Annotated in this window: 18 protein-coding genes; 5 read left to right on the top strand and 13 right to left on the bottom strand. The window is 61.8% G+C overall.

The genetic code is table 11. The features are described 5' to 3' along the window. Positions 1 to 43: 43 nt before the first annotated feature. Positions 44 to 1,168, bottom strand: coding sequence for an OpgC family protein (locus ACO6VD_RS27350; protein ID WP_422417903.1), 1,125 nt, complete (start codon positions 1,166 to 1,168; stop codon positions 44 to 46). Positions 1,169 to 1,318: 150 nt separating this feature from the next. Then, positions 1,319 to 2,938 carry an FMN-binding glutamate synthase family protein gene (locus tag ACO6VD_RS27345; RefSeq protein WP_422417904.1) on the bottom strand — a complete coding sequence of 540 codons (1,620 nt, stop codon included), beginning with the start codon at positions 2,936 to 2,938 and terminating at the stop codon, positions 1,319 to 1,321. 197 nt (positions 2,939 to 3,135) lie between these two features. Here ACO6VD_RS27345 and ACO6VD_RS27340 point away from each other — a divergent pair, with 197 nt between their 5' ends. Beyond that, entirely contained in the window at positions 3,136 to 3,399 is a 264-nt protein-coding gene (locus tag ACO6VD_RS27340; RefSeq protein WP_422417905.1) for a type B 50S ribosomal protein L31, read from the top strand. On the opposite strand, the gene ACO6VD_RS27335 is transcribed toward ACO6VD_RS27340, so the two are convergent. Beyond that, positions 3,392 to 7,687, bottom strand: coding sequence for a DEAD/DEAH box helicase (locus ACO6VD_RS27335; protein WP_422417906.1), 4,296 nt, complete (start codon positions 7,685 to 7,687; stop codon positions 3,392 to 3,394). The two genes, ACO6VD_RS27340 and ACO6VD_RS27335, sit on opposite strands and share 8 nt — an antisense overlap. A 191-nt stretch (positions 7,688 to 7,878) precedes the next feature. On the opposite strand from ACO6VD_RS27335, the gene ACO6VD_RS27330 reads away from it, so the two are divergent. After that, positions 7,879 to 8,292 carry an NUDIX hydrolase gene (locus ACO6VD_RS27330; protein WP_422417907.1) on the top strand — a complete coding sequence of 138 codons (414 nt, stop codon included), beginning with the start codon at positions 7,879 to 7,881 and terminating at the stop codon, positions 8,290 to 8,292. 24 nt (positions 8,293 to 8,316) lie between these two features. Then, positions 8,317 to 8,955, top strand: a complete 639-nt coding sequence (locus ACO6VD_RS27325) for a LysE family translocator (RefSeq protein WP_422417908.1) — start codon at positions 8,317 to 8,319, stop codon at positions 8,953 to 8,955. A 3-nt stretch (positions 8,956 to 8,958) separates the two neighbouring features. Here ACO6VD_RS27325 and metR read toward each other — a convergent pair whose 3' ends face one another. Beyond that, on the bottom strand, positions 8,959 to 9,876 hold the full coding sequence (gene metR, locus ACO6VD_RS27320; protein ID WP_400171946.1) for a transcriptional regulator MetR: 918 nt from the start codon (positions 9,874 to 9,876) through the stop codon (positions 8,959 to 8,961). A 108-nt stretch (positions 9,877 to 9,984) separates the two neighbouring features. Between metR and metE the strand changes: the two genes are divergently transcribed. Together metE and ACO6VD_RS27310 are read left to right on the top strand one after the other, a co-directional pair. Next, positions 9,985 to 12,297 (top strand): 5-methyltetrahydropteroyltriglutamate--homocysteine S-methyltransferase, encoded by a 2,313-nt coding sequence (gene metE, locus ACO6VD_RS27315; RefSeq protein ID WP_422417909.1) that lies wholly within the window; start codon positions 9,985 to 9,987, stop codon positions 12,295 to 12,297. 185 nt (positions 12,298 to 12,482) lie between these two features. Then, positions 12,483 to 13,475: an alpha/beta fold hydrolase gene (locus ACO6VD_RS27310; protein ID WP_422417910.1), complete on the top strand. Its 993-nt coding sequence runs from the start codon at positions 12,483 to 12,485 to the stop codon at positions 13,473 to 13,475. A gap of 4 nt (positions 13,476 to 13,479) precedes the next feature. On the opposite strand, the gene ACO6VD_RS27305 is transcribed toward ACO6VD_RS27310, so the two are convergent. From ACO6VD_RS27305 to ACO6VD_RS27265, 9 genes are all read right to left on the bottom strand, one after another. After that, positions 13,480 to 13,806, bottom strand: a complete 327-nt coding sequence (locus ACO6VD_RS27305) for a GlpM family protein (protein ID WP_198325424.1) — start codon at positions 13,804 to 13,806, stop codon at positions 13,480 to 13,482. 33 nt (positions 13,807 to 13,839) lie between these two features. After that, a complete protein-coding gene (locus ACO6VD_RS27300) occupies positions 13,840 to 15,165 on the bottom strand; it encodes a sigma-54-dependent transcriptional regulator (RefSeq protein ID WP_422417911.1) in 1,326 nt (441 codons plus the stop codon). Next, complete coding sequence (locus ACO6VD_RS27295; RefSeq protein ID WP_422417912.1) at positions 15,162 to 17,069, bottom strand: sensor histidine kinase; 1,908 nt, start codon at positions 17,067 to 17,069, stop codon at positions 15,162 to 15,164. Before ACO6VD_RS27295 ends, ACO6VD_RS27300 begins: the two co-directional genes overlap by 4 nt. Before the next feature lie 69 nt (positions 17,070 to 17,138). Beyond that, on the bottom strand, positions 17,139 to 17,873 hold the full coding sequence (locus ACO6VD_RS27290; RefSeq protein WP_274295436.1) for an amino acid ABC transporter ATP-binding protein: 735 nt from the start codon (positions 17,871 to 17,873) through the stop codon (positions 17,139 to 17,141). Further along, entirely contained in the window at positions 17,870 to 18,538 is a 669-nt protein-coding gene (locus ACO6VD_RS27285) for an amino acid ABC transporter permease (protein WP_422417914.1), read from the bottom strand. Before ACO6VD_RS27285 ends, ACO6VD_RS27290 begins: the two co-directional genes overlap by 4 nt. Then, positions 18,535 to 19,281 carry an amino acid ABC transporter permease gene (locus ACO6VD_RS27280; protein ID WP_038607737.1) on the bottom strand — a complete coding sequence of 249 codons (747 nt, stop codon included), beginning with the start codon at positions 19,279 to 19,281 and terminating at the stop codon, positions 18,535 to 18,537. The genes ACO6VD_RS27285 and ACO6VD_RS27280 overlap by 4 nt, the downstream gene beginning before the upstream one ends. 99 nt (positions 19,282 to 19,380) lie before the next feature. Beyond that, positions 19,381 to 20,313 carry a glutamate/aspartate ABC transporter substrate-binding protein gene (locus ACO6VD_RS27275; protein WP_422417913.1) on the bottom strand — a complete coding sequence of 311 codons (933 nt, stop codon included), beginning with the start codon at positions 20,311 to 20,313 and terminating at the stop codon, positions 19,381 to 19,383. A 328-nt stretch (positions 20,314 to 20,641) separates the two neighbouring features. Then, positions 20,642 to 22,222 (bottom strand): glycerol-3-phosphate dehydrogenase, encoded by a 1,581-nt coding sequence (glpD, locus tag ACO6VD_RS27270; RefSeq protein WP_422422662.1) that lies wholly within the window; start codon positions 22,220 to 22,222, stop codon positions 20,642 to 20,644. Positions 22,223 to 22,360: 138 nt separating this feature from the next. Beyond that, entirely contained in the window at positions 22,361 to 23,116 is a 756-nt protein-coding gene (locus tag ACO6VD_RS27265) for a DeoR/GlpR family transcriptional regulator (RefSeq protein WP_422422661.1), read from the bottom strand. Between the last annotated feature and the right edge of the window lie 95 nt (positions 23,117 to 23,211).

Raw genomic sequence — 23,211 nt, 5'->3', positions numbered from 1 at the left:
TATCGTGGGGCAAGTCGAGTCGTCGCACCGCGATCAGGCCTCATCAGGCCGCCGTCATTTGTACCGGCCGACCCAAGCGCTTGTTCAGATCAAGCCAGGCCGCCAGCAACGCCATCAATCCCACCCCCACGATCGCGGTCAGCACCTGCATTGACCAGTGCTCATCCGCCAGGGCATTGACCATGTCCGCCAGCGGCGCAAGCAGCACGCCTAGACAGAACACTTCCAGCGAATAACGCCCCATGCGACAGGTTTGCCCGGCCAGCCAGTTCTGCGTCCAGCGCCCATCCGGCAACAGTTTGGCGGTGACATAGACGAGCGCGAGGAAGTGCAGCAGGCGTACCGGTGACAGATCGGTCTTGCTGATGGGGTACAACAGCTCGCTGATCGCTGCCGGCATCAATGCATCGTGAATCTCTGGCCAGCGCCAGGAAACGGTGATCAGACCCGCCAGCAGTGAATAGACGGCTGCAGCCAGAAACAGCGGTTGGCGAAGCAGCGGCCGGGTTGTCGGCGCTCGTTGCCGTTGTCCGTGTATCGCCGCCGCGCCACCGAGTACGAACAGAAATTGCCAGGTGACCGGGTTGAAATACCAGACACCGTCGGAAAAATTCGCCAGGTTCCAGCCCAGCTTTGGCGCCAGCAAATACACCGCCATCGATACGCCCACTACCGTCCAGGTATGACGCAGCAACAGTGGCAGGGCTATGGCCAGCCCGGCCAACAGCACGATGTAAAGCGGCAGCGGATCCATCAGGTTGGGCTTGAAACGCAGCAGCAGTTCATCGGTCAGGGCTTGCTGGGGGTTGGTGATGAAGTGTGTCAGGCCCATTTCCTCGACCAGGTCGCGGGTTTGCACATGGCTGTTGGCATAGAAGACGATGCCCATCAGCATCGCCAACAGGAAGATATGCACTACATACAGTACCCAGGTACGTCTGAGGATCTTCACACAGGCAATCAGGTAACCATCGCGTTGCAGGACCTTGCCGTAGGCCAGTACCGCCGCGTAGCCGGCGAGAAATACGAAGACTTCCGCAGCGTCGCTGAAGCCGATGTTGCGCAGGGTGATCTGGCCCAGAGGGTTGTGCGGGATGTGGTCCCAGAAGATGAAGATCAGCGCCAGGCCCCGAAAGAAATCGATGCGCGGGTCGCGTCCGTTAAACATGGCAGCGGGCTCTTGAACAGTGGATTTAATAGTGACAGGCCGACGTCGGCATTCTCTCGTGCCGCACGTCGGGCGGGGGGCAGGGTGGCGGTATTGGCAAGTAATTGCAAAAGTTGCCTATTACTTGATGTCTCAATACCGCGCTGATCCTCAGGCGACTGCCAGGTCCTGGGGTTCAAAGCTGTCCGCCCGGGCCATCTGCCACATCCGCGAATAGAACTCGCCACTGATTTCGCCGCTGAGTAGTTCGCCGGGCTTGAGGAACACATGCATTTGCGAGAACAGCTTGATCTCGGTGGCCGAGACCCGGCGTACCAGATGTTTGGCTTGCAGTTGCGAAGGATGATCGAGACCCGCCGCCGCGAGCATTTCGGCCAGGGCCTTGAGGGTGCTGTGGTGGAAGTTGAACACCCGCTGGGCCTTGTCCGGCACCACCAGGGCACGCTGGCGCAGCGCATCCTGGGTGGCCACGCCGGTGGGGCATTTGTTGGTGTGGCAGCTCTGCGACTGGATACAGCCGATGGCGAACATGAAGCCGCGTGCCGAGTTGGCCCAGTCGGCGCCGATGGCCAGGACGCTGGCGATGTCGAAGGCGCTGACAATCTTGCCGCTGGCACCCAGCTTGATCTTGTCGCGCAGGTTCAACCCGACCAGGGTGTTGTGCACGAACAGCAGGCCTTCCCGCAGCGGGACGCCGATATGGTCGGTGAACTCCACTGGCGCTGCACCGGTACCGCCTTCCTTGCCATCGACGACGATGAAATCCGGCAGGATTCCGGTTTCCAGCATCGCCTTGGCAATTCCCATGAACTCCCAGGGATGGCCCAGGCAGAACTTGAACCCTACCGGCTTGCCGCCAGACAGTTCACGCAGCTGGGCAATGAAATGCATCATTTCGACTGGTGTAGAAAAGGCGCTGTGGCGTGAGGGCGAAATGCAGTCTTCGCCCATCAGCACCCCGCGGGTCTCGGCGATCTCGCGGGTGACTTTGTGCTTGGGCAGGATGCCGCCGTGGCCAGGCTTGGCACCCTGGCTCATTTTTATCTCGATCATGCGCACTTGCGGGTTGCGTGCCTGCTCGGCGAAACGCTCGGGGTCGAAGCGTCCGTCTGCCGTCCGGCAACCGAAATAACCGCTGCCCAGCTCCCAGGTCAGGTCGCCGCCATGTTCACGGTGGTAGGGGCTGATGCTGCCTTCGCCGGTGTCATGGGCGAAATTGCCCAGTTTGGCGCCCTGGTTCAGCGCGCGGATGGCGTTGGCGCTGAGTGAGCCAAAGCTCATGGCCGAGATGTTGAAGACCGAGGCCGAGTAAGGCTGGGTGCATTGCGGACCGCCGACGATCACCCGAAAACTGGCCGGATCGCTCAACGGCGCCGGGCGCATGGAGTGACCAATGAACTCGAAGCCGGACTGGTAGACATCGATCAGGGTGCCGAAGGGTTTATCCGACGATTCGTTTTTGGCCCGGGCGTACACCAGTGAACGCTGGGCACGGGAAAAGGGCAGGGCGTCGCTGTCGGCTTCGAGCAGGTACTGGCGGATTTCCGGACGAATGCCTTCCACCAGGTAGCGAATGTTGCCCAGGATCGGGTAGTTGCGCCGTACCGCGTGGCGGCTTTGCAGCAGGTCGACCACACCGATCAGGCTGAGGAGGGCGGTAGTCAGGGTGAAGGGCCACAGCCATTCGTGGTGCAGAAAGGGCAGGCTCGCCAGGGTGAACAGTACACAGGCGGCGAAGAAGGCATAGCGGCTGAGAAGTGACAGGCTCATACGGGTTCCTTGCGATGGCGCGGTCAGGCTCACGGCCTGGACAAACTCCGACCTTAGCCCGGTTGAGGTTTAAAGCGCCAGCCCGCAGCGCGCAAGGCTTGCAAGCTTCATTTTGGTATCGAATCTCATTTGTATTTGTGCAATGGTGAAATGTTATATAGTATCACTTTGTGTTTTCACTCCAATGAGGCTTGATCATGAAACCTGGCATCCACCCAGACTATCGCCCCGTGCTTTTCCACGACACCGCAGCTGATGTGTACTTCTTGATCGGCTCCACAGTGTCTACCGATCGCAGCCATGCCCATAGCGATGGCAAGACCTACCCTTATGTTGCCCTGGATGTATCCAGCGCCTCGCACCCGATCTACACCGGGCAGCAACGCAAGACACAAGTGGAAGGCCGGGTGGCCGGGTTCAACAAGCGCTTCGCCGGATTCGGCACGCCACAGGTCAAGTAGTCAGGTCTGGCACGCGGATCAAGCGGTCACGCAGGGCTCCCTGGTCGCCCTGTTCCACCGTGGCACTGAAGTGCAGCTTGCCGGCAATCAGCGTGACGGCGGGCACACCATCGCGGTAGAGCACACGGTTGCCGCTGAGCGCTGGCACCTTGTTGCCCGGCAGCAGGGTGCCGATCAGGTTCAGCGGGTCGGTTGCGCTGATGGCCACCAGGCTGTCATCCAGGGGACGTCTGCGTACTTCACGCATCAGCGCCACCGCTTCCGGCAGGGCGAACTGTTCGCCGGCCAAACCGCTGATAAAGCGCCCACCACGGATCTCGCCACGGGCCTCAAGGCGATGGTAGCAACGCAACAGTTCGCGCCAGTTGGGTAGCCAGTCGGCCTCGCGCTCCAGCAGCCGCCAGCAGATCACCCCGTAACGGCGCAACAAGGTGCGGGCAATGTGTTCCAGGCGGGCATCACGGTTATCGGCGCCCGAGGTTTTGCGCAGCAAGGCCCAGCGCCCGGCGTCTTCCATGCCACCGAACAGGGCGCCACGTCCGCGGCGATGACTGTGCCCCTGGCGCTTGCTGGCCGGGGTGATCAATGCGCGCAGGCCGGCGAAGCTGTCAGCACTGATCAGGCCGGCGGCCACCAGCTCCTGCAAGGCGTTTTCCAGTTCACTGGGGAGCAGATGGGCATCGCTGAGAAGCTCGTCGAAGAACAACGCGCCCTGTTCGCTCAGCGCTGTATGTACCCGTTGTGCGCGCAGGCTCAGTGCGTTGCTGTCGAGGGCCGGGCCGAGGGTGCGCCACAGGTTCAGTTGTGCACGCGGCAGCAGCACCAGCGGCGTGCTGCGCAGGGTATTGCTGGCTGCGGTGGGGGCCAGTCGCGCCCAGACATGCTTGCCGGCACGACAGCTTTCGTCCAGCCAGCGCGGGCTGTAGTCCTTGATCCGGCTGGGGAGCAGATCGCTCTCCCAAGCGGCGGCTGCGGCGGGGTAACCCTCGAATTGTCCGAGGACTTCGCCGAGTGCTGCCGGGCCTTGCAAGCGCGTAGTGGTCGACAGGTGTTGCCAGTCGAACAGAAAGCGCATGAAGTCCTGCAGGCTGACCGGCTCGATCTCCCGGCGCAGACGTTTGACGGTGTAGCGATGGATGCGTGCCAGCAAGTGCCGCTCGCACCATTGCAGGCTTTGTTGGCCGGGATGAAAGTAACCGCGCATCACGTAGCCTTCCGCCTCAAGCCGTGCCAGCGCCTGTTCGAGGTCAGTGGCAGGCAGGTGCAATGGCGCGGCGATCTGCTCCAGGGTCAGCGGCCCGAATCCGCTCAGGCGGGCACGCAGGACTTCGACCAGGGCCGCGTCGTAGTCAATGGGCTGATCGAAACCGGGGAGCGCGGAAAAGTCAGGTGTCATGTGCGCATCGGGATACAGCGCGCGCAGTAGCATCAGGCGCTCGCGGGCCAGCCACAGGGACTGGCCGTCGTCCAGTTGCAGGCAGCTGGCCCGACCAGCAACGCTCAGTTCTGCAAGCCACGTCTGCCAGCCGGTGTTGGCCGTGACTTCCTCTTGGCTGATGCAGGCCAGGCTCATCAGCGCCTCGTGCATTTCATCGCAGCGGGTGGGCGTTGGCCAGGCTTCATCTTCCACCGCTTGGATGGCCTCGGGATCCAGGGCGCCGAGGTCATCGCCGCTATGCACGTCGCTCCAGCGCCGACTCTGCACCGCCTGGGTGCGCCGTTCCTCCAGCGGTGCGTCATCGAGAAAGGTGTAGGGCCGGGCATTGAGGATTGCCGCGGCCAAGGGTGAAGGTGCTGGCAAGTCGCGGCTGATCAGGGTGATCTGGCCGTGCTCGATGCGCCGCAGCAAGGTCAGCCAGCCTTCCGTGTCCATGGCCTGGTGCAGGCAGTCATCGAGGGTCTGCTCGACCAGCGGGTGATCCGGAATCTGCCGTTCGCCGACGATATTCTCCAGGCAGGCGATCTGGTCGGGGAACACTGCGGCTATCAGGTCCTCGCTTTTCATCCGCTGGATCTGCGGCGCCACCTTGCGTCCGCCGACAAAGCGCGGCAAGGCCAGGGCAACGCCTGCATTCCAGCGCCAGCGCACGCCGAACAATGGCGCATCGAGCAGGGCCTGGACCAGGATCGACTCGGCGTTTTTACTCGGCAGGTAGCGCCACACTTCATCCAGGGCAAAGCTGTGGCTGGCAGACAGCGACAGCACGATGGCATCTTCGCTGGCGGCGGCCTGCAGCTCGAAATTGAAGGTGCGGCAGAAGCGCTTGCGCAGGGCCAGGCCCCAGGCGCGATTGATCCGGCTGCCAAAGGGCGTGTGAATGATCAGCTGGGTGCCGCCGGACTCATCGAAGAAGCGCTCCATGATCAGCGTCTGTTGCGAGGGCAGGGCACCTAGCACCTGGCGGGTTCGGGCCAGATAGTCGAGCAACTGTTCCGCGCTGTCTTCGGCCAGACCGACTTCGTCCTGCAACCAGGCCAGTGCGTCCTGCTGTTTTCCTCCAGACTCACCCAGGCGCCGGTCAATCTCGCCTTGCAGACGGGCGACCGCGAACGACAACTCATCACTGCGCCCGGGCGCCTCACCGAGCCAGAAAGGAATGCTCGGCGGCAGGCCCTTGGCATCTTCGACGCGCACTTTGCCGCTCTCTACCCGCAGGATGCGATAGGAGGTGTTGCCCAGTTGAAAGATGTCGCCAGCGATACTTTCCACGGCAAAGTCTTCGTTGACGCTGCCGATGTTCAACCCTTGCGGTTCGAGCAACACTGCATAGTCGGCATTATCGGGGATGGTGCCGCCGCTGGTCAGGGCGGTCAGTTGACTGCCGCGTCGTCCGCGCAGGCTGTTGTTGACGGCATCACGATGCAGATAGGCGCTGCGCATCCCCTGGCGACCATTGAAACCTTCGGCCAGCATGCACAGCACGGCCTGGTAATGCGCCTGGTCCAGCTCGGCGTAAGGCGTGGCCCGGCGCAGGCAGTCATAGAGTGCCTGCTCCTGCCAGGGCTGGCAGCTGACTTCGGCAACGATCTGCTGGGCCAGCACATCCAGCGGCGCCTGCGGAATATGCAGCAGATCCAGCTCGCCGCGGCGTACACAGTCGAGCAAGGCCGCGCATTCGATCAGATCGTCCCGCGACAGCGCAAACAGGCGGCCTTTGGGCGTGCCCTCGACCTGATGCCCGGCGCGTCCGACCCGCTGTAAAAAGGCTGCAATCGAGTCGGGCGAACCGATCTGGCAGACCAGTTCGACCTCGCCGATATCGATCCCCAGCTCCAGCGAGGCGGTGGCTACCAGCACCTGCAGCTCACCGCGCTTGAGGCGCTGCTCGGCATCCAGGCGATGTTCTTTGGCCAGGCTGCCGTGATGCGCCGCCACGGCATGCGCGCCCAGGCGTTCGCTCAAGTGGCGGGTCAAGCGTTCGGCCAGGCGCCGGGTGTTGACGAATACCAGCGTGGTGCGGTGCTCCCGGGCCAGCGCGGCGAGGCGGTCATACACCAGCTCCCAGACATCGTTGGCCATGACGGCGCCCAAGGGCACCGGCGGTACCTCCAGGGCCAGGTCGCGGGTACGCGCATGGCCGATATTGACAATCGCACAGTCGCGGTCCTTGCCCACCAGAAATTCGGCCACCCGTTGCACCGGGCGTTGGGTCGCCGACAGGCCAATACGGCGCAAGGGTCGAGCGCACAGGGCCTGCAAACGCTCAAGGCTGAGCACCAGGTGGCTACCGCGCTTGTTGCCAACCAGGGCATGGATCTCGTCGACGATGACCGTGTGCACACTGGCCAGACCCTGGCGTCCGGAGTCGGAGCCGAGCAACACATACAGCGATTCGGGCGTGGTCACCAGAATATGCGGCGCCTGACGGCGCATGGCGCTGCGCTCCTTCTGCGGGGTATCGCCGCTGCGCACCGCTGTGCGAATGGCCAGCGGTTCATGGCCTTGTTCGATCAGCGCCTCATTGATACCCGCCAACGGTGCTTGCAGGTTGATCTGGATATCGTTGGACAACGCCTTGAGGGGGGAGACGTAGAGCACCTGGGTCTGGTCGGGCAGTTGTCCGCTGGCCAGGCCCTGCTCGAACAGTTCGTCGAGGATCGCCAGGAAGGCTGTGAGGGTCTTGCCGGAACCGGTGGGGGCCGCCACCAGCAACGACTGGCCGCGGCGGATCAGCGGCCAGGCTTGCGCCTGAGCGGCGGTCACGGTCGGGAAGCGACGCTGGAACCAGGTGCGTACGGCAGGATGGAATGCAGCCAGTTCCGGGTGGTTCAGGGCAGGCAGGTTCATGAGCTGTTTATGCGGCCAACCGTTCAGGCTTGCAAGGTACATTCGTCAGACTGATAGGGGGTGGGAGCGGGCTTGCCTCGCGATGCAATGTGACTGAACCACCGCAATCGCGGGTCAAACCCGCTCCCACCGGGTTGTCTGGTCCCCCTCAACATGTGATCCTTGCGCGCTTTCTCCGCGACGAGTCTTCCATGAGCAAAACCATCCGCATCGCCGCCGCGCTCCTGCTCGACCCTCAGGGCCGTACCTTGCTGGTTCGCAAGCGCGGCACCCAGGCCTTCATGCAGCCGGGCGGCAAGATCGAGGCCGACGAGCTGCCGGTCACGGCCCTGGCCCGTGAACTGTTCGAAGAGCTGGGTCTGCAGATCGACCCACAAGACGCCGACTACCTTGGCCAGTTCAGCGCACCCGCCGCCAATGAGCCAGGTTTTGAAGTGCAGGCCGAGCTGTTCAAGGTGCACACGTCGATGCCTGTAGAGCCTGCGGCCGAGATCGAAGAGGTGGTCTGGGTCTCGGCCCGCAAGCCACTGACACTTGAGCTGGCGCCGCTCACCCGGGACTTGATTCTGCCCCTGTACCGGCGTTTAACTAGCCAGCCCGCCTGATCCTCATTTAGCAAAGGAATGCCAATGATCCCCGTCCAAGAATGGCTGCTGTTCACCGGAGCCGCGTTGTTGATGGTCCTGACGCCGGGACCCAACATGATCTATCTGATTTCACGTTCGATCTGCCAGGGGCGTATGGCCGGAATCACTTCGCTGGTGGGCGTGGTCGCCGGTTTTCTGGTGCACATGACGGCCGCGGCGGTGGGACTGACCGCCTTGTTCATGGCGGTGCCACTGGGCTATGACCTGCTCAAGTGGGCAGGCGCTGCGTACCTGCTATGGATGGCCTGGCAAGCGGTGAAGCCGGGTGCGCGTTCGCCGTTCGAAGCCCGTGAGTTGAGCCCGGACTCACCGGGCAAGCTGGTAATGATGGGCTTTCTGACCAGCGTGCTGAATCCCAAGGTGGCGATGTTCTACCTGTCGATCCTGCCGCAGTTCATCTCCCCGAAGCATGGTTCGCTGTTGGCCCAGAGCCTGATGCTGGGGCTGACCCAGATCACCGTAAGCTTTTCGGTCAACCTGTTGATTGCTCTGTTCGCTGCCGGGCTGTCGGCCTGGTTCATGCGCTATCCGCTGTGGCTGATGGTTCAGCGCTACGTGATGGGCTTTGTCCTCGCCGGCCTTGCGCTGCGCCTGGTGCAGGAACAGCGCAAAATGGCGTGAGGCTCAACGCACCGCGCTGACCCCGTCCAGGGTGGAGAACGAGGTGTCTTTCGCCGTCAGGAGGAAATCGCGCATGTATGGCGCATCGAGCATATCGGTGCGCACGGCCGCATACAGCGTGGCGAACAGGCCTTTCTCGCCCAGGCGCTTACCCTTCACGTAGCCACGCGAGCTGTACTCGTGCAGCGCCCAGTGCGGCATGCCGCAAACGCCACGGCCGCTGGCCACCAGTTGCATCATCATCACCGTCAGCTCCGCGGTGCGCACTTGCGCAGGTTCGATGTCGGCGGGTTCCAGAAAGCGGGTGAAGATATCCAGGCGGTCGCGCTCCACCGGGTAGGTGATCAGCGTTTCGCAGGCCAGGTCTTGCGGCACGATGTAGGGCTTGCTGGCCAGGGCATGCTGGTTGGCCACCGCCAGCATGGCCTCGTAGGTGAACAGCGGTACATAGGTGAGGCCGGCCAGCTCCAGTGGGTCGGAGGTCACCACCAGGTCCAGGTCGCCACGGGCCAGGGCCGGCAGCGGGGCGAAGGCAAAGCCTGAAGCCAGGTCCAGCTCGACCTCGGGCCAGGCGTCACGGAACTGGTCGATGGTCGGCATCAGCCACTGGAAGCAGCTGTGGCATTCGATCGCCATGTGCAGGCGCCCGGCGGTACCACCGGCCAGGCGGGCGATGTCGCGTTCAGCGCCGCGCAGCAGGGGCAGGGTGGCATCGGCCAGTTGCAGCAAACGCAGCCCGGCGCTGGTGAAGCGGATCGGCTTGGTCTTGCGCATGAACAGCGGCATGCCCAAGCGCTCTTCCAGCTCCTTGAACTGGTGAGACAGGGCCGACTGGGTCAGGTGCAGGCGTTCAGCGGCTTCTACCAGGCTGTCGGATTCGCGCAAGGCGTGCAGGGTTTTCAGGTGGCGAATTTCCAGCACCGAATGCTCCATGAGTAAATTTTGAGATGAACACGAATTTATTGAGTTTGTCTCATGTTAGCCAGTCTGTCGACAATAGCGCCATCTTTTACAAGGAGCACGATTGTCATGGCACTGGCCCACAACCTCGGTTTTCCGCGCATTGGCGCTGACCGCGAACTGAAAAAAGCCCAGGAAGCCTACTGGAAGGGCGATATTGACCAGGCCGGTCTGCAGGCGGTGGGTCGAGAGCTGCGTGCTCGTCACTGGCAGTTGCAAAAGGATGCCGGTATCGAGTTGCTGCCGGTCGGTGATTTTGCCTGGTACGACCAGGTCCTGAGCCATTCCCTGGCCTTCGGCGCAATCCCTGATCGTTTCGCCAAGACACTGGCCAGCAACGGCCTGCCGACGCTCGACACCTTGTTTGCCATGGCTCGCGGCGCCACCACCAGTTGCTGCGGTGGTGAGCACGGTCAGGCGCAATATGCACAAGAATTGACCAAGTGGTTCGACACCAACTACCACTACCTGGTGCCGGAGTTCAGTGCCGACCAACGCTTCCTGCTCAGCTGGGAACAGCTGTTTGACGAAGTGGCCGAAGCACAGGCCTTGGGCCATGCGGTCAAGCCGGTGCTGATCGGGCCATTGACCTACTTGTGGCTGGGCAAGGCCAAGGGTGATGAGTTCGACAAACTCGACCTGCTCGAGCGCCTGTTGCCGGTCTACGGCGAGATCCTCAGCCGTCTGGCGCGCCAGGGTGTGGAGTGGGTGCAGATCGATGAGCCGATCCTTGGCCTGGACCTGCCTCAAGACTGGAAGAACGCTTTCGAGCGCGCCTATCACATCCTCCAGTATTCGCCGTTGAAGAAGCTGGTCGCCACCTACTTCAGCGGCCTGGAAGACAACCTCGGCCTGGCTGTCGGCTTGCCGGTGGACGGTCTGCACGTCGACCTCGTGCGTGCCCCGGAGCAATTGCCAGCGGTACTCGACCGCCTGCCAACCTACAAAGTGCTTTCTTTGGGCGTGGTCAACGGCCGCAACGTCTGGCGTTGCGATCTGGACACGGCCCTGGAGCAATTGCAGCAGGCTAAACAACGTTTCGGTGCCAACCTCTGGGTCGCCGGCTCCTGCTCGTTGCTGCACAGCCCGGTCGACCTGGCCCGTGAAGACAAGCTCGATGCCGAACTGAAAAGCTGGCTGGCCTTCGCCGTGCAGAAGTGCGAAGAAATTGCTGTACTGGCCAAGGCCCTTGATGCTGCGCATCTGCCTGAAGTGCAAAATGCCCTGGCCAGCAGCCGTGCCGTACAGCACAGCCGCAGCCAATCGCCGCGCATCCACAAGCCGCAGGTGCAGGCACGTCTGGCAGCCGTCACTGCTGCAGATAGCCAACGCCAGTCGACGTTTGCCCAGCGTATCGAAGCCCAGCGCCAACGCTTGCAACTGCCTGCTTTCCCGACCACGACCATTGGCTCGTTCCCGCAGACCTCGGCGATCCGTCTGGCACGCCAGGCCTACAAGCAGGGCAAGCTATCGGCCAATGACTACACCGATGCGATGCACAGCGAGATTCGTCACGCCGTACAGGTGCAGGAGCGTTTGGGCCTGGACGTGCTGGTGCACGGCGAGGCCGAGCGCAATGACATGGTCGAGTACTTTGCCGAACAGCTGGACGGCTACATCTTCACTCGTTTCGGCTGGGTGCAGAGCTACGGTTCGCGGTGCGTCAAACCGGCGATCATCTACGGCGACCTGAGCCGTCCACAGCCGATGACTGTGGCCTGGATCGAATATGCCCAGCGTCTGACCAACAAGGTCATGAAAGGCATGCTGACCGGCCCGGTGACCATGCTGATGTGGTCGTTCCCGCGCGAGGACGTGTCGCGCAAGGTCCAGGCCGAGCAACTGGCCCTGGCCATTCGCGACGAGGTGCAGGACCTGGAAGCGGCGGGCATCAAGATCGTGCAGATCGACGAAGCGGCGTTCCGCGAAGGCCTGCCCCTGCGTCGCGCGCAATGGCAGGAATACCTGAACTGGGCGGTGGAAGCCTTCCGCCTGTGCTCCAGTGGCGTACGTGACGAAACCCAGATTCATACGCACATGTGCTACAGCGAATTCAATGACGTGATCGAAGCCATCGCGGCCATGGATGCCGACGTGATCACCATCGAGACCTCGCGCTCGGACATGGAGCTGCTGGAGGCCTTCAAAGCCTTTGACTACCCCAACGATATCGGTCCGGGGGTGTATGACATCCACTCGCCGCGGGTGCCGGACACTGCCGAGATGGTCAAGTTGATGAGCAAGGCGGTCCAGCGTATTCCGGCCGAACGCCTGTGGGTCAACCCCGACTGCGGCCTGAAGACCCGCGCCTGGCCGGAAACGGAAGCGGCGCTGGTGAACATGGTGGCCGCCGCTCGGCAATTGCGCAGCGAACTGGCCTGATAAATCGCGGGGCAAGCCCGTTCCCACTGTAGTCACAGAGCTCCGGTGGGAGCGGGCTTGCCCCGTGATAATGTTCTTACCATTCGGCGAGTGTCATCAAACGGTCACGGTTTTGTGGCAGCGCGCTCGCATGAAAGTCATCAGACTCCCGCTCTACTGGGGATTTTCATTCTGGTGTTTCTTTCATGCGGGCGTTTTTGCTTTTTCTTGCGCTGATCAGCGCTTCATCTTCCTTTGCGGCGTCGCGTTGCGACATCAATGTGCCCACCGAACACGTCGCCCTGGCACAACTGAACCTGGCGTACCAGAGCATCGGGCGTGACTCGGACCCGGCGCTGCTGTTGGTCATGGGCCTCGGTGGTCAGTTGATCCATTGGCCCGATGAAGTGGTGGTTGCCTTGTGCCAACAAGGGTTTCGGGTGATCCGCTACGACAACCGTGACGTCGGCCTGACCCGTTGGCGCCAGGCACCGGCCAGCGCCAACCTGACCTACCAGGTGCTGCGTTACAAACTCGGCGTGTCGGTGACCGCCCCCTATAGCCTCAATGACATGGCTGAAGATGGCCTGGGATTGATGGATGCCCTGCACGTCGAACGCTTCCATGTCCTCGGGGTGAGTATGGGCGGTATGATTGCCCAGCATATGGCGGCAGTGGCCCCGGAACGGGTCGAAAGCCTGACCTTGATCATGTCCAGCTCCGGTGCCCAGGGTTTGCCGACGCCGAGCCCGGCCCTGGTGCAGTTGCTGGCGCGGCGCGAGGCCCCGAACCGCGAAGCAGCGCTGGAGCAGCAGGCTGACCTGCTGGCAGCTTTAGGTAGTCCACAGGTGAAGGATGATCGTCAGGCGCTGTTGCAGCAGGCGGCGCAGTCCTATGACCGGGCCTTCAACCCGGAAGGGGTCGAGCGCCAGATCATGGCCATTCTTGCCGAACCGAGCCGGGTCGAGCTGCTCAACAGCCTGCGCCTGCCGACGCTGGTGGTGCACGGCACAGCTGATCCGCTGTTGCCGGTGATGCATGGTGTGCACCTGGCAGCGCACATCCAGGGTAGCCAGTTGAAGTTGATTCCGGGTCTGGCCCATCGCTTTCAGGAGCAGTTCAAGGTGCCCTTGCTGGCAGCGGTGCTGCCTTATCTGGCAACGCAACGGCTGACCGATGCCCATCTGGCGGCGTTCTGATTCCTCAATGCAGCTTCACCCACACACTGACCAGCACCGTCGCAGCCACCAGCCAGGCGACTGCCGCCAGCGCCAGCGACAGTTCCAGGCGTAGGCGGTCCACCAGTACATACAGCGCCGCCAGGTAGACGAAGTAGGGAATGATCGACCACATGCCGAACAGGATGGTGGTCTTCAAGTCTTCCAGTGAACGGCCCTTGCCGACGATGTAGTGGGCAATCAGGGCGAACGTCGGGAACAGCGGGACGAGCCCGGCGATGTAGTAATTGCGGGTTTTCGCAAGCGCGGCAAGGATAACCACGACGGCTGCACCGAGGCAGGCTTTGAGTATCAGGTCCACGTGCTTTCTCGTGTTATTGGACGGTCAACCCAAGCCATATTTCTTCACTTTGTCGAACAGGGTGGTCTTGGCCATGCCTAGTTCCTGGCTGGCCTGGCTGAGGTTGCCACCCGTACGCTGCAGGGCATCGCTGAGCAGATTGCGCTCGAAGGCCTCGACCGCTTCGGCAAAACCCAGGCCCTGGCTGGCACTCGCACCGACCTTCTTGAAGGCGGGCAAACCCAGGGCGTAGCGCTCGGCAACGTTGCGCAGTTCACGCACGTTGCCCGGCCAGTCATGGGCCATCAGGCGTGACAGGGTCTGGCTGTCCAGTTGCGGGACTTCGCGATCAAAGCGCAAAGACGACAGCTGCAGGAAGTGTTCGAACAACTGCAGGATGTCTTCGCGACGCTCGCGCAGCGGCGGCAGTTCCAGGGTGACCACGTTGAGGCGGTAGTACAGGTCGCTGCGGAACTGTCCGCTCTGGCCGAGGGCGTCGAGGTCGGACTTGGTTGCGGCAATCACCCGGCAATCCACCGGAATGCTCTGGTTCGAACCCAGGCGCTCCAGGGTACGTTCCTGCAGCACACGCAGCAGTTTGATCTGCAGGTTGATCGGCATGCTCTCGACTTCGTCGAGGAACAGCGTACCGCCGTTGGCATGTTCGATCTTGCCGATACGGCGCTTGCCGGCGCCGGTGAAGGCATTGGCTTCGTGGCCGAATATTTCGCTTTCGAACAGGTTTTCAGGCAGGCCGCCGCAGTTCAGGGCGACAAAGGGCTGGCTCTGGCGCCGGCTGAAATCGTGCAGGCAGCGGGCGACCAGTTCTTTGCCGGTGCCGGTCTCGCCTTCGATCAGGACATTGGCCGAGGTGTCGGCAACGTTGGCAATCAGATCACGCAGGTTCTGCATGGCGGGCGAACGACCAATGATCCGGCCTTCGAGGGTGCTTTGCTCGGCCAGCTGACGGCGCAAGGCGAAGACTTCCCGGGACAATCCGCGTTGCTCCAGAGCGCGGCGTACCACTTCGACCAGGCGCTCCGGGGCGAACGGCTTTTCCATGAAGTCGTAGGCACCGTTACGCATGGCACCGACGGCCATATCGATGTCGCCGTGGCCGGTGATCAGCACCACCGGCAGGCTGCTGTCGCGGGCCTTGAGCCGGCTCAACAGTTCCAGGCCATCAATGCCGGGCAGGCGAATGTCGCTGACCACGATCCCGGCGAAATCATCACCAATACGCTGCAAGGCCTCTTCGGCGCTGCCGACGCCTTCGCAGGCGATGTCTTCCAGCGCCAGGGCCTGCTGGCAGCCGAGCAGCACATGCGGGTCGTCTTCGACGATCAGGACGGTAAGGGGCGCTTGGTTCATAAGGACTCGACAGATTCTGTTGGGGCATTGACCAGGGGCAGGGCGAGGACGAACGCCGTGCCGCCACTGGCAGGGTGTTCGACGCTCAGGCTGCCCTTGGCAGCGGCGGCGAGGCTGGCTGACAGGGTCAGGCCCAGACCCAGGCCGTGCTCGCCCGGCTTGGTGGTGAAAAACGGTTCGAACAGGTGCTTGCGGGCTTCGTCGTCGATGCCATGGCCATTGTCGCGCACCCGCAGGCGGTACTTGTCGCCCTGCAGCTCGCCTTCGAGCCATAACTCAGGCATGGGTTGCGCGGCCATGGCATCGAGGGCGTTGCCGATCAGGTTGACCAGGATCTGCTCCAGGCGGGTCTGGTCGATCGCCAGTTGCTGGTCGTCGAACTGGCTGTTCAGCTTCAGGTGGCAACCGGCAATACGGTTACCCAGCACCTGCAGGCTGGCGTCCACCGCCTTGGCCAGCGAGGCCTGGCCACTGTCGTCAGCGCGCCGGGCAAAGGAGCGCAAGCTCGCGGTGATCCGGCCCATACGGTCGATCAGGTCGTTCATGGTACGCAGGTTGGTGCTGGCGGTTTCCAGGGCGCCGCGCTCGAGAAAACGCACGGTGTTGCCCGACAAGGTACGCAGCGCTGCCAGTGGCTGGTTCAGTTCATGGGCGATGCTGGTCGACATCTGGCCGATGGCCGCGAGCTTTCCGGCCTGGACCAGTTCGTCCTGGGCATGGCGCAGGGTCTGCTCGGCTTGCCGGCGCTCGCGGATCTGGCCCTTCAGACGGTCGTTGCTGGCGCGCAAATCGGCGGTGCGCTCGGTGATCTTGCGTTCCAGCTGGCTGTTGGCCTCTTCGAGTGCTTCGCGGGCGGCCAGGCGCGTGGCGATGACCTTGCGCCGTTCATTCCAGGCGATCAGCACAATGGTCAGCAAGGCGAAGGCCACGGCGACCAGCACGCCCTGGATGATCGACTCGCGGCGCAGGTCCTGCAGGGGCGTGAGCAGGGTGAAATGCCACGGCGTGTCGCTCAGGCGCCGGGTCTGGGACAGGTAGGCAACTTCGCGGCGGCCGTCGCCCAGTTCGGCGTTGGCCGGGAAGCTGAGCTTTTCGACACCATCGGCGAGCTTTTCCCGCGACAAGGGTTGCAGCTCGTTGAGCGGCCACCAGTAGTACTGCAGGCTGCGCGCCAGGCGTTCCTTGATTTCCGGGGTCAGTGGACGCACCGACTTGAGTCGCCGCGCCGGATCGCTGGAAAGAATGATGATGCCGTTCTCGTCGCTGACAAAGGCTTCCAGGCGTGCCCGTTGCCAGCGCTCTTCCATGTTTTCCAGGCGTACTTTGATCACCGCTACACCGATGATCTTGCCGTGCTCTTCCAGGCCATGGGCCAGGTAGTAGCCAGGTTCGCCGGTGGTGCTGCCGATACCGTAGAAACGTCCAGGCTGGCCGCGTACGGCTTGCTGGAAATAGGCACGGAACGACAGGTCTTCACCGAGGAAGCTGTCGACATCGCGCCAGTTGCTGGTGGCCTGGACCCGGCCGGTGGTATCGAGGACGAAGATCGCCCGGCTGCGGCTGCGCCGGTTCAGGCCTTCGAGGTATTCGTTGACCGTCTGGCGGTGTTCGCCATCGGGTTCGGTGAGCAGGCTGGAGACGCTGTCTTCCAGCTCCAGCAGGCTGGGCAGGTAGGTGTACTTGCTGATTTCAGTCTCGACGCCGCGCGCGTGCAGCTCAAGCTGACGCTCGCCGGATTCGCTCAAGGTGCGGATGCCGTTGTGTTCGCTGATCATGAAGCCGGCCACACCCAGACCGATCATCATCAGAATGATCAAAGGGGGTATCAGCAGTTGGCGGATCAGACGGGGTTTCACGGCAAGGGCAGGCTTGGCTGGGCGAAAGAGCGTGGGATCGCATTTCATCACAGTGGCCTTGGTACGACCAGCATCCTCTGCCCGGCGTATGCAGGACAGAGGGTGCTGATCATCACCTCAGTGTTGCAGGATTTTGCTGAGGAAGTGCTGGGTGCGCTCATCGCGAGCACTCTGGTCACCGAAGAACTCTTCTTTGGTGCAGTCCTCGATGATGTTGCCCTTGTCCATGAAGATCACCCGGTTGGCAACCTTGCGGGCAAAGCCCATTTCATGGGTTACGCACATCATGGTCATGCCTTCGTGGGCCAGTTGCACCATCACGTCGAGTACCTCGCTGACCATTTCCGGGTCCAGGGCCGAGGTTGGCTCGTCGAACAGCATGACGATCGGGTCCATGGCCAGTGCCCGGGCGATCGCTACACGTTGCTGCTGACCACCGGAGAGTTGTCCAGGGTGCTTTTTGGCCTGGCTGCTAAGGCCTACGCGCTCAAGCAGGGCCAGGCCTTTCTTGGTTGCTTCGGCTTCGCTACGACCAAGCACCTTGCGCTGGGCAATGGTCAGGTTCTCGGTAATGGTCAGGTGCGGGAACAGTTCAAAGTGCTGGAACACCATGCCGACCCGCGAACGCAGCTTGGGCAGGTTGGTCTTCGGGTCGGCGATCGAGGTGCCGTCGACGATGATGTCACCCTTCTGGAAAGGCTCCAGGGCGTTGACGCACTTGATCAGGGTCGACTTGCCCGACCCGGACGGGCCGCAGACGACAACCACTTCGCCTTTCTTGACCTCGGTGTTGCAGTCGGTCAGAACCTGGAAGTCGCCGTACCACTTGTTGACGTTCTTGATGGAAATCATACGGTTATCCTTTTCTGCAGACGCTTGACCAGCCACGAAGCGGAGAAGCTAATGACGAAGTACACAGCACCGGCGAACACCAGGAACTCATTGGAGCGTCCGATGATGTCGCCACTGGCACGTGCCGAGTTGAGGAAGTCGACCAGGCCGACGGTGTAGACCAGCGAGGTGTCCTGGAACAGGATGATGCTCTGCTGCAGCAGCAGCGGAGTCATCTTGCGAAACGCCTGGGGCAGGATGATCAGGCGCATGGTCTGGCCGTAGGTCATGCCCAGCGCCTGGGCAGCGCCCATCTGGCCCTTGGAGATCGACTGCACGCCAGCCCGGACGATTTCGCAGAAGTAGGCTGCCTCGAACATCATGAAGGCCACGACGCAGGAGGTGAAGGCCCCGATCGGGGTGTCTTCGCCGGTGATCCAGCGCAGCACGAAGGGCACCGCCAGGTAGAACCAGGTGATCACCAGCAGCAACGGGATGGAGCGGAAATAGTTGACGTACGCACCGGCGATATTCGCCAGCAGCTTGTTCGACGACAACCGCATCAGCGCCAGGATGGTGCCTAGCGCGATACCGCCGACGACACCCATGACCATCAGCTGCAGGGTCATCACCATGCCGTTCCATAGCCCCGGCAGGGCGGGAATGATTCCACTGAAGTCCATTATTTGCCCCCCACGGAGATCAGGCCGGGAACGGCGACTTTCTTCTCGACCATACGCATCAGCAACATCAGGCCCATGTTCAAGGTGAAGTAAATCAGCGTCGCCAGGGTGAAGGCTTCAAACAGGTTGGCCGAAAATTCGGCGGTCTGTTTGGTTTGCGCCAGCAGTTCCATCAGGCCGATCAGCGAGGCCACCGAGGAGTTCTTGAACACGTTCAGGAATTCCGAGGTCAGCGGCGGAATGATGATCCGGTAGGCTTGCGGCAGCAGCACGTTCCAGTAGATCTGCGGCAGGCTGAAGCCCATGGCGCGAGCGGCGGCCTCCTGGCCACGCGGCAGCGCCTGGATGCCGGTGCGCACTTGTTCGCAGACACGCGCAGCGGTGAACAGACCCAGGCAGATGACCACGCTGATCAGTGCCGAGGTGGTCGGATTCAAGTCCTGTTTGAACCATTCCTGCAGGCCTTCAGGCAGCAGGTCGGGCACCAGGAAGTACCAGATGAACAGCTGCACCAGCAGCGGTACGTTACGAAAGAGTTCCACGTAGCACGTGGCGATACCCGATACCACGCGGTTCGGGACAGTACGCATGACACCGAGCACCGAGCCCAGCAGCAGTGCGATGATCCAGGCGGCGACGGCAATGGCGATGGTCCAGCCCAGGCCGGTGATGTACCAGTCCAGATAGGTTTCGCTGCCCACGCCAGTGGACTTGAAGAATACGCCCCAGTCCCAGTTGTAATTCATCGGGATCTCCCCTCAGATCAGTTGTTTCACGGGCACCTTCGAGCATCCAAGGGCGCAAGGCACCCTCGGATGAAAGGTTAGACACTAACTAGCTGGGGATCAGGACTTCTTTTCGTCTGCAGCTTTGTCGGTAGGATTGGCGATCAGCGCCTTGAGCTCGTCGCTCATTGGGAAGTTCAGGTTCAGGCCCTTAGGTGGGACTGGCTGATTGAACCACTTGTCGTAGATCTTGTTGATCTCGCCCGACTTGTAGAGGTCAACGATGGCCTTGTCGACCGCAGCCTTGAACGTTGGGTCATCTTTACGGACCATGCAGCCGTAAATTTCATAGGACTGCGGCGTGCCGACGATTGCCCAGCCTTTCGGATCCTTGGCCTTGGCCATTTCGCCGGCGAGCAGCGCGTCGTCCATCATGAAGGCCACGGCACGGCCGGACTCGAGCATCTGGAAGGATTCGCCGTGGTCCTTGGCCGAGATGACGTTCATTTTCATCTGCTTGTCGGCGTTCATCGACTTGAGAATGCGCTCGGACGTGGTACCTGCAGTGGTGACCACGTTCTTGCCAGCCAGGTCGGCAAAGTCCTTGTACTTGGCGTTTTCCGGCTTGCCGTCTTGTGCTTTGGTCAGCAGACGGGTGCCGACTTCAAAGATACCGACCGAGAAAGCCACTTGCTGCTGGCGCTCGACGTTGTTGGTGGTCGAGCCACACTCGACGTCAACGGTGCCGTTCTGTACCAGCGGAATACGGGTCTGGGAGGTGACCAGGTTGTATTTGACGTTCAGGTCTGGCTTGTTCAGGTCCTTTTTCAGGGACTCGACGATAGCCAGCTGGATGTCATGGGAATAACCGACGGGTTTACCCGAAGCGTCGGCGATGTAGGAGAACGGGATAGAAGCGTCGCGGTGCCCCAGGGTAATGGTGCCCGAGTCGTTGATTTTCTTCAGGGTGCCGGTCAGCTCTGCGGCGGTGACTGGCATGCTGATCAAAGCGGCCGTGATGGCTGCGCCCAACAGGTGGGGAACGATACGCATCAAAATTTCCTCGACGTTGTTTTTTTTATGGAGCCGTTGGCCGGCTCTTTCGTTCAGCGAACACTGCAATGAAGCGTTGCGCATTCGGGTACTGAGTGTAGAGCATGAGTCGTGCCAAGCCCTGACTTTGATCATAACGCCGTGAAAATACTGGGGATTAAACTTTTTTGACGCTTTGCTGGCGGGGTGATTCGTCCGGGTGGCCGAATGCGAGGGGGAGTTCCATTCGGAAATCCGAATGGGTGTGAGGCAGTGGGAGCGGGCTTGCCCCGCGATTGCGATCTGCCGTCACCTCGCAATCGCGGGGCAAGCCCGCTCCTACCCGTTGTCAGGCCGCCTGAACGCGTGCCCGGTTCAACTCCAGTCGTTGCAGGTAGTCCCGCAGTGCCTGTTGCTCCGCTGCCGTAGTGAACAAGCCAAGCTTGCTGCGACGCCACAGAATGTCATCGGCGCTGACCGCCCACTCTTCGCTGCACAGGTAATCCACCTCGCGGGTGAACAAGCCGCCGCCAATGGCTTCGCCCAGGTCTTCAGGACCCTGTACACCTTCGAGCAGGCGCCAGACGCGGCTGCCGTAAGTGAGGGCCCAGCGCTTGGCGATTTCCGCCGGCAGCCAGCCGCAACGCGCGAGGATGGCATCGGTCAGGGCTTTAGGGGTGGTCATGTCTTCGCCACCTGGCAGCGTCGCGCTGGCCGTCCAGCTGCCGCGCATCTGGGTGAAGAACGGCGCGAGTTGGGCCATGGCCGATTCGGCCAACTTACGGTAAGTGGTCAGCTTGCCGCCGAACACTGACAGCAGCGGTGCCTCTCCGGCGCTGGAGGAGAGCGCCAGGGTGTAGTCGCGGGTCACCGCCGAGGGGTTATCCGATTCGTCGTTGCACAGCGGGCGCACACCGGCGTAGGTGTGGAGGATATCGGCGCGGCTGAGCTGGTGGTTGAAGTGCTCGTTGACCACTTTCAGCAGGTAGTCCGTTTCGCCTTCGGTAATCGCGACCTTGGCCGGGTCACCGGTGTATTCGCGGTCGGTGGTACCGATCAGGGTGAAGCGCTCCAGGTACGGGATGGCGAACACGATGCGCTGATCTTCGTTCTGCAGGATATAGGCATGCTCGCCTTCATACAGCTTCGGCACGATCAGGTGGCTGCCTTGAATCAGGCGAATGCCGTAAGGCGCGCTGAGCTTGAGATCATCTTCGATGAACTTGGCCACCCATGGGCCGGCCGCATTGACCAGGGCGCGGGCCTTGATCGTCTGCTGGCTACCGTCGTTGTGTTCCAGCACTACATTCCATACGCCATCACCACGCTGGGCGCTGACGCAACGGGTACGGGTACGGATGTCCGCACCTTTCTCACGGGCAGCCATGGCGTTGAGTACCACCAGACGAGCGTCATCCACCGCGCAATCAGCGTATTCAAATCCGCGGGTGATCGCCGCTTTCAGCGGGTTGCCCGGACCAAAGCGCAGGCTGCGCGAAGCGCCGAGCTGCTTGCGTTTGCCCAGGTGATCGTAGAGGAACAGGCCGGCACGGATCATCCAGGCTGGGCGCAGGTGTGGACGGTGCGGAAGGACGAAACGCATCGGCTTGACGATGTGCGGCGCCTTGGCCAGCAGGACTTCGCGCTCGGCCAGAGCTTCACGCACCAGACGGAATTCGTAGTGCTCCAGGTAGCGCAGGCCGCCGTGGATCAGCTTGCTGCTGGCCGACGAGGTGTGGCTGGCGAGGTCGTCCTTTTCGCAGAGGAACACCGACAGGCCGCGTCCCGCCGCATCGGCGGCGATGCCCACACCGTTGATGCCACCGCCGATAACGGCGAGGTCATAGATATCGGCAAGGGCAGGCGATGACAAGCTGGATTGCGGCACGGGAGGCTTCCTCAAAGACTTTCTAACATCGAATTTGAACATTGATGTTCATTTTCGAAAATACTAGCGCAACAGAATGCTGTCTGCCAGTCGCTTTCCATAGAAAATACTGATCGGATGACAATTAAATGAAAAATAACGAACATTGGCGCTGCCACCCAGATGGTGGCAGCTGTTGCCTCAGACTACTTCCAGGCGGATTTTGTACTGGTTGAGCAGCTGGGCAAGGGCGGGCACAGGGGCCTGGTCGGTGACCAGGCAATCGATCAGGCTGATCGAGCCCAGGCGAACCATGGCGTTGCGGCCGAACTTGCTGGAGTCGGCGGCGAGGATGACCTGGCGGGCATTGGCGATGATCGCCTGGGACACCCGCACTTCCTGATAGTCGAAATCCAGCAGGCTGCCGTCTTCGTCAATACCGCTGATACCGACAAGGGCGAAATCGACCTTGAACTGGTTGATGAAGTCGACACTGGCCTGGCCCACTACACCGCCGTCACGGCGCACATTGCCGCCGGCCAGCAGCACTTCGAAGTCATCCTTGGCACTGAGGATCGAGGCCACGTGCAGGTTGTTGGTGATGATTTTCAGGTGGTTGTGATTGAGCAGCGCACGCGCAATGGATTCGGTGGTGGTGCCGATGTTGATGAACAGCGAGGCGTGGTCAGGAATCTGTGCGGCGATGGACTCGGCAATCCGCTGCTTCTCGTCGCGCATCTGGTCGGCGCGCATGGCGTAGGCGGTGTTTTCGATGCTGGAATCGTAGGCGGCGCCACCGTGATAGCGGCGTAGCAGATTGACCTCCGCCAGCTGGTTGATATCACGGCGGATGGTTTGCGGGGTAACGACGAATAACTGCGCCATTTCTTCGATACTGACGTAGCCGCGTTCACGGACCAGTTCGAGGATTTGTTGTTGGCGAGGGGGCAGGTTCATGGGCGGTCCTTTTGGGCTGCCGGGCAAATTGCGCCATGATGCCGGAGGAATGGGCTGACGGCCAGTCGCCGAAAGCAATCGCGGGGCAAGCCTGC

It is taken from the genome of Pseudomonas sp. GZD-222 (assembly GCF_049310525.1).
GTDB lineage: Bacteria > Pseudomonadota > Gammaproteobacteria > Pseudomonadales > Pseudomonadaceae > Aquipseudomonas.
The sequence above is the reverse complement of the archived record's forward strand: the minus strand, read 5'-3'. Positions and strand labels throughout refer to the sequence as shown.

What these genes read in the sequence shown, in the direction of transcription:
- ACO6VD_RS27335 (WP_422417906.1), bottom strand. Translation starts at nt 7,687, where the DNA reads ATGAACCTGCCTGCCCTGAACCACCCGGAACTGGCTGCATTCCATCCT.
- metE (WP_422417909.1), top strand. Translation starts at nt 9,985, where the DNA reads ATGGCACTGGCCCACAACCTCGGTTTTCCGCGCATTGGCGCTGACCGC.
- ACO6VD_RS27345 (WP_422417904.1), bottom strand. Translation starts at nt 2,938, where the DNA reads ATGAGCCTGTCACTTCTCAGCCGCTATGCCTTCTTCGCCGCCTGTGTA.
- ACO6VD_RS27280 (WP_038607737.1), bottom strand. Translation starts at nt 19,281, where the DNA reads ATGAATTACAACTGGGACTGGGGCGTATTCTTCAAGTCCACTGGCGTG.
- glpD (WP_422422662.1), bottom strand. Translation starts at nt 22,222, where the DNA reads ATGTTCAAATTCGATGTTAGAAAGTCTTTGAGGAAGCCTCCCGTGCCG.
- ACO6VD_RS27310 (WP_422417910.1), top strand. Translation starts at nt 12,483, where the DNA reads ATGCGGGCGTTTTTGCTTTTTCTTGCGCTGATCAGCGCTTCATCTTCC.
- ACO6VD_RS27330 (WP_422417907.1), top strand. Translation starts at nt 7,879, where the DNA reads ATGAGCAAAACCATCCGCATCGCCGCCGCGCTCCTGCTCGACCCTCAG.
- ACO6VD_RS27325 (WP_422417908.1), top strand. Translation starts at nt 8,317, where the DNA reads ATGATCCCCGTCCAAGAATGGCTGCTGTTCACCGGAGCCGCGTTGTTG.
- ACO6VD_RS27295 (WP_422417912.1), bottom strand. Translation starts at nt 17,069, where the DNA reads ATGAAATGCGATCCCACGCTCTTTCGCCCAGCCAAGCCTGCCCTTGCC.
- ACO6VD_RS27290 (WP_274295436.1), bottom strand. Translation starts at nt 17,873, where the DNA reads ATGATTTCCATCAAGAACGTCAACAAGTGGTACGGCGACTTCCAGGTT.
- ACO6VD_RS27275 (WP_422417913.1), bottom strand. Translation starts at nt 20,313, where the DNA reads ATGCGTATCGTTCCCCACCTGTTGGGCGCAGCCATCACGGCCGCTTTG.
- ACO6VD_RS27265 (WP_422422661.1), bottom strand. Translation starts at nt 23,116, where the DNA reads ATGAACCTGCCCCCTCGCCAACAACAAATCCTCGAACTGGTCCGTGAA.
- ACO6VD_RS27350 (WP_422417903.1), bottom strand. Translation starts at nt 1,168, where the DNA reads ATGTTTAACGGACGCGACCCGCGCATCGATTTCTTTCGGGGCCTGGCG.
- ACO6VD_RS27300 (WP_422417911.1), bottom strand. Translation starts at nt 15,165, where the DNA reads ATGAACCAAGCGCCCCTTACCGTCCTGATCGTCGAAGACGACCCGCAT.
- ACO6VD_RS27340 (WP_422417905.1), top strand. Translation starts at nt 3,136, where the DNA reads ATGAAACCTGGCATCCACCCAGACTATCGCCCCGTGCTTTTCCACGAC.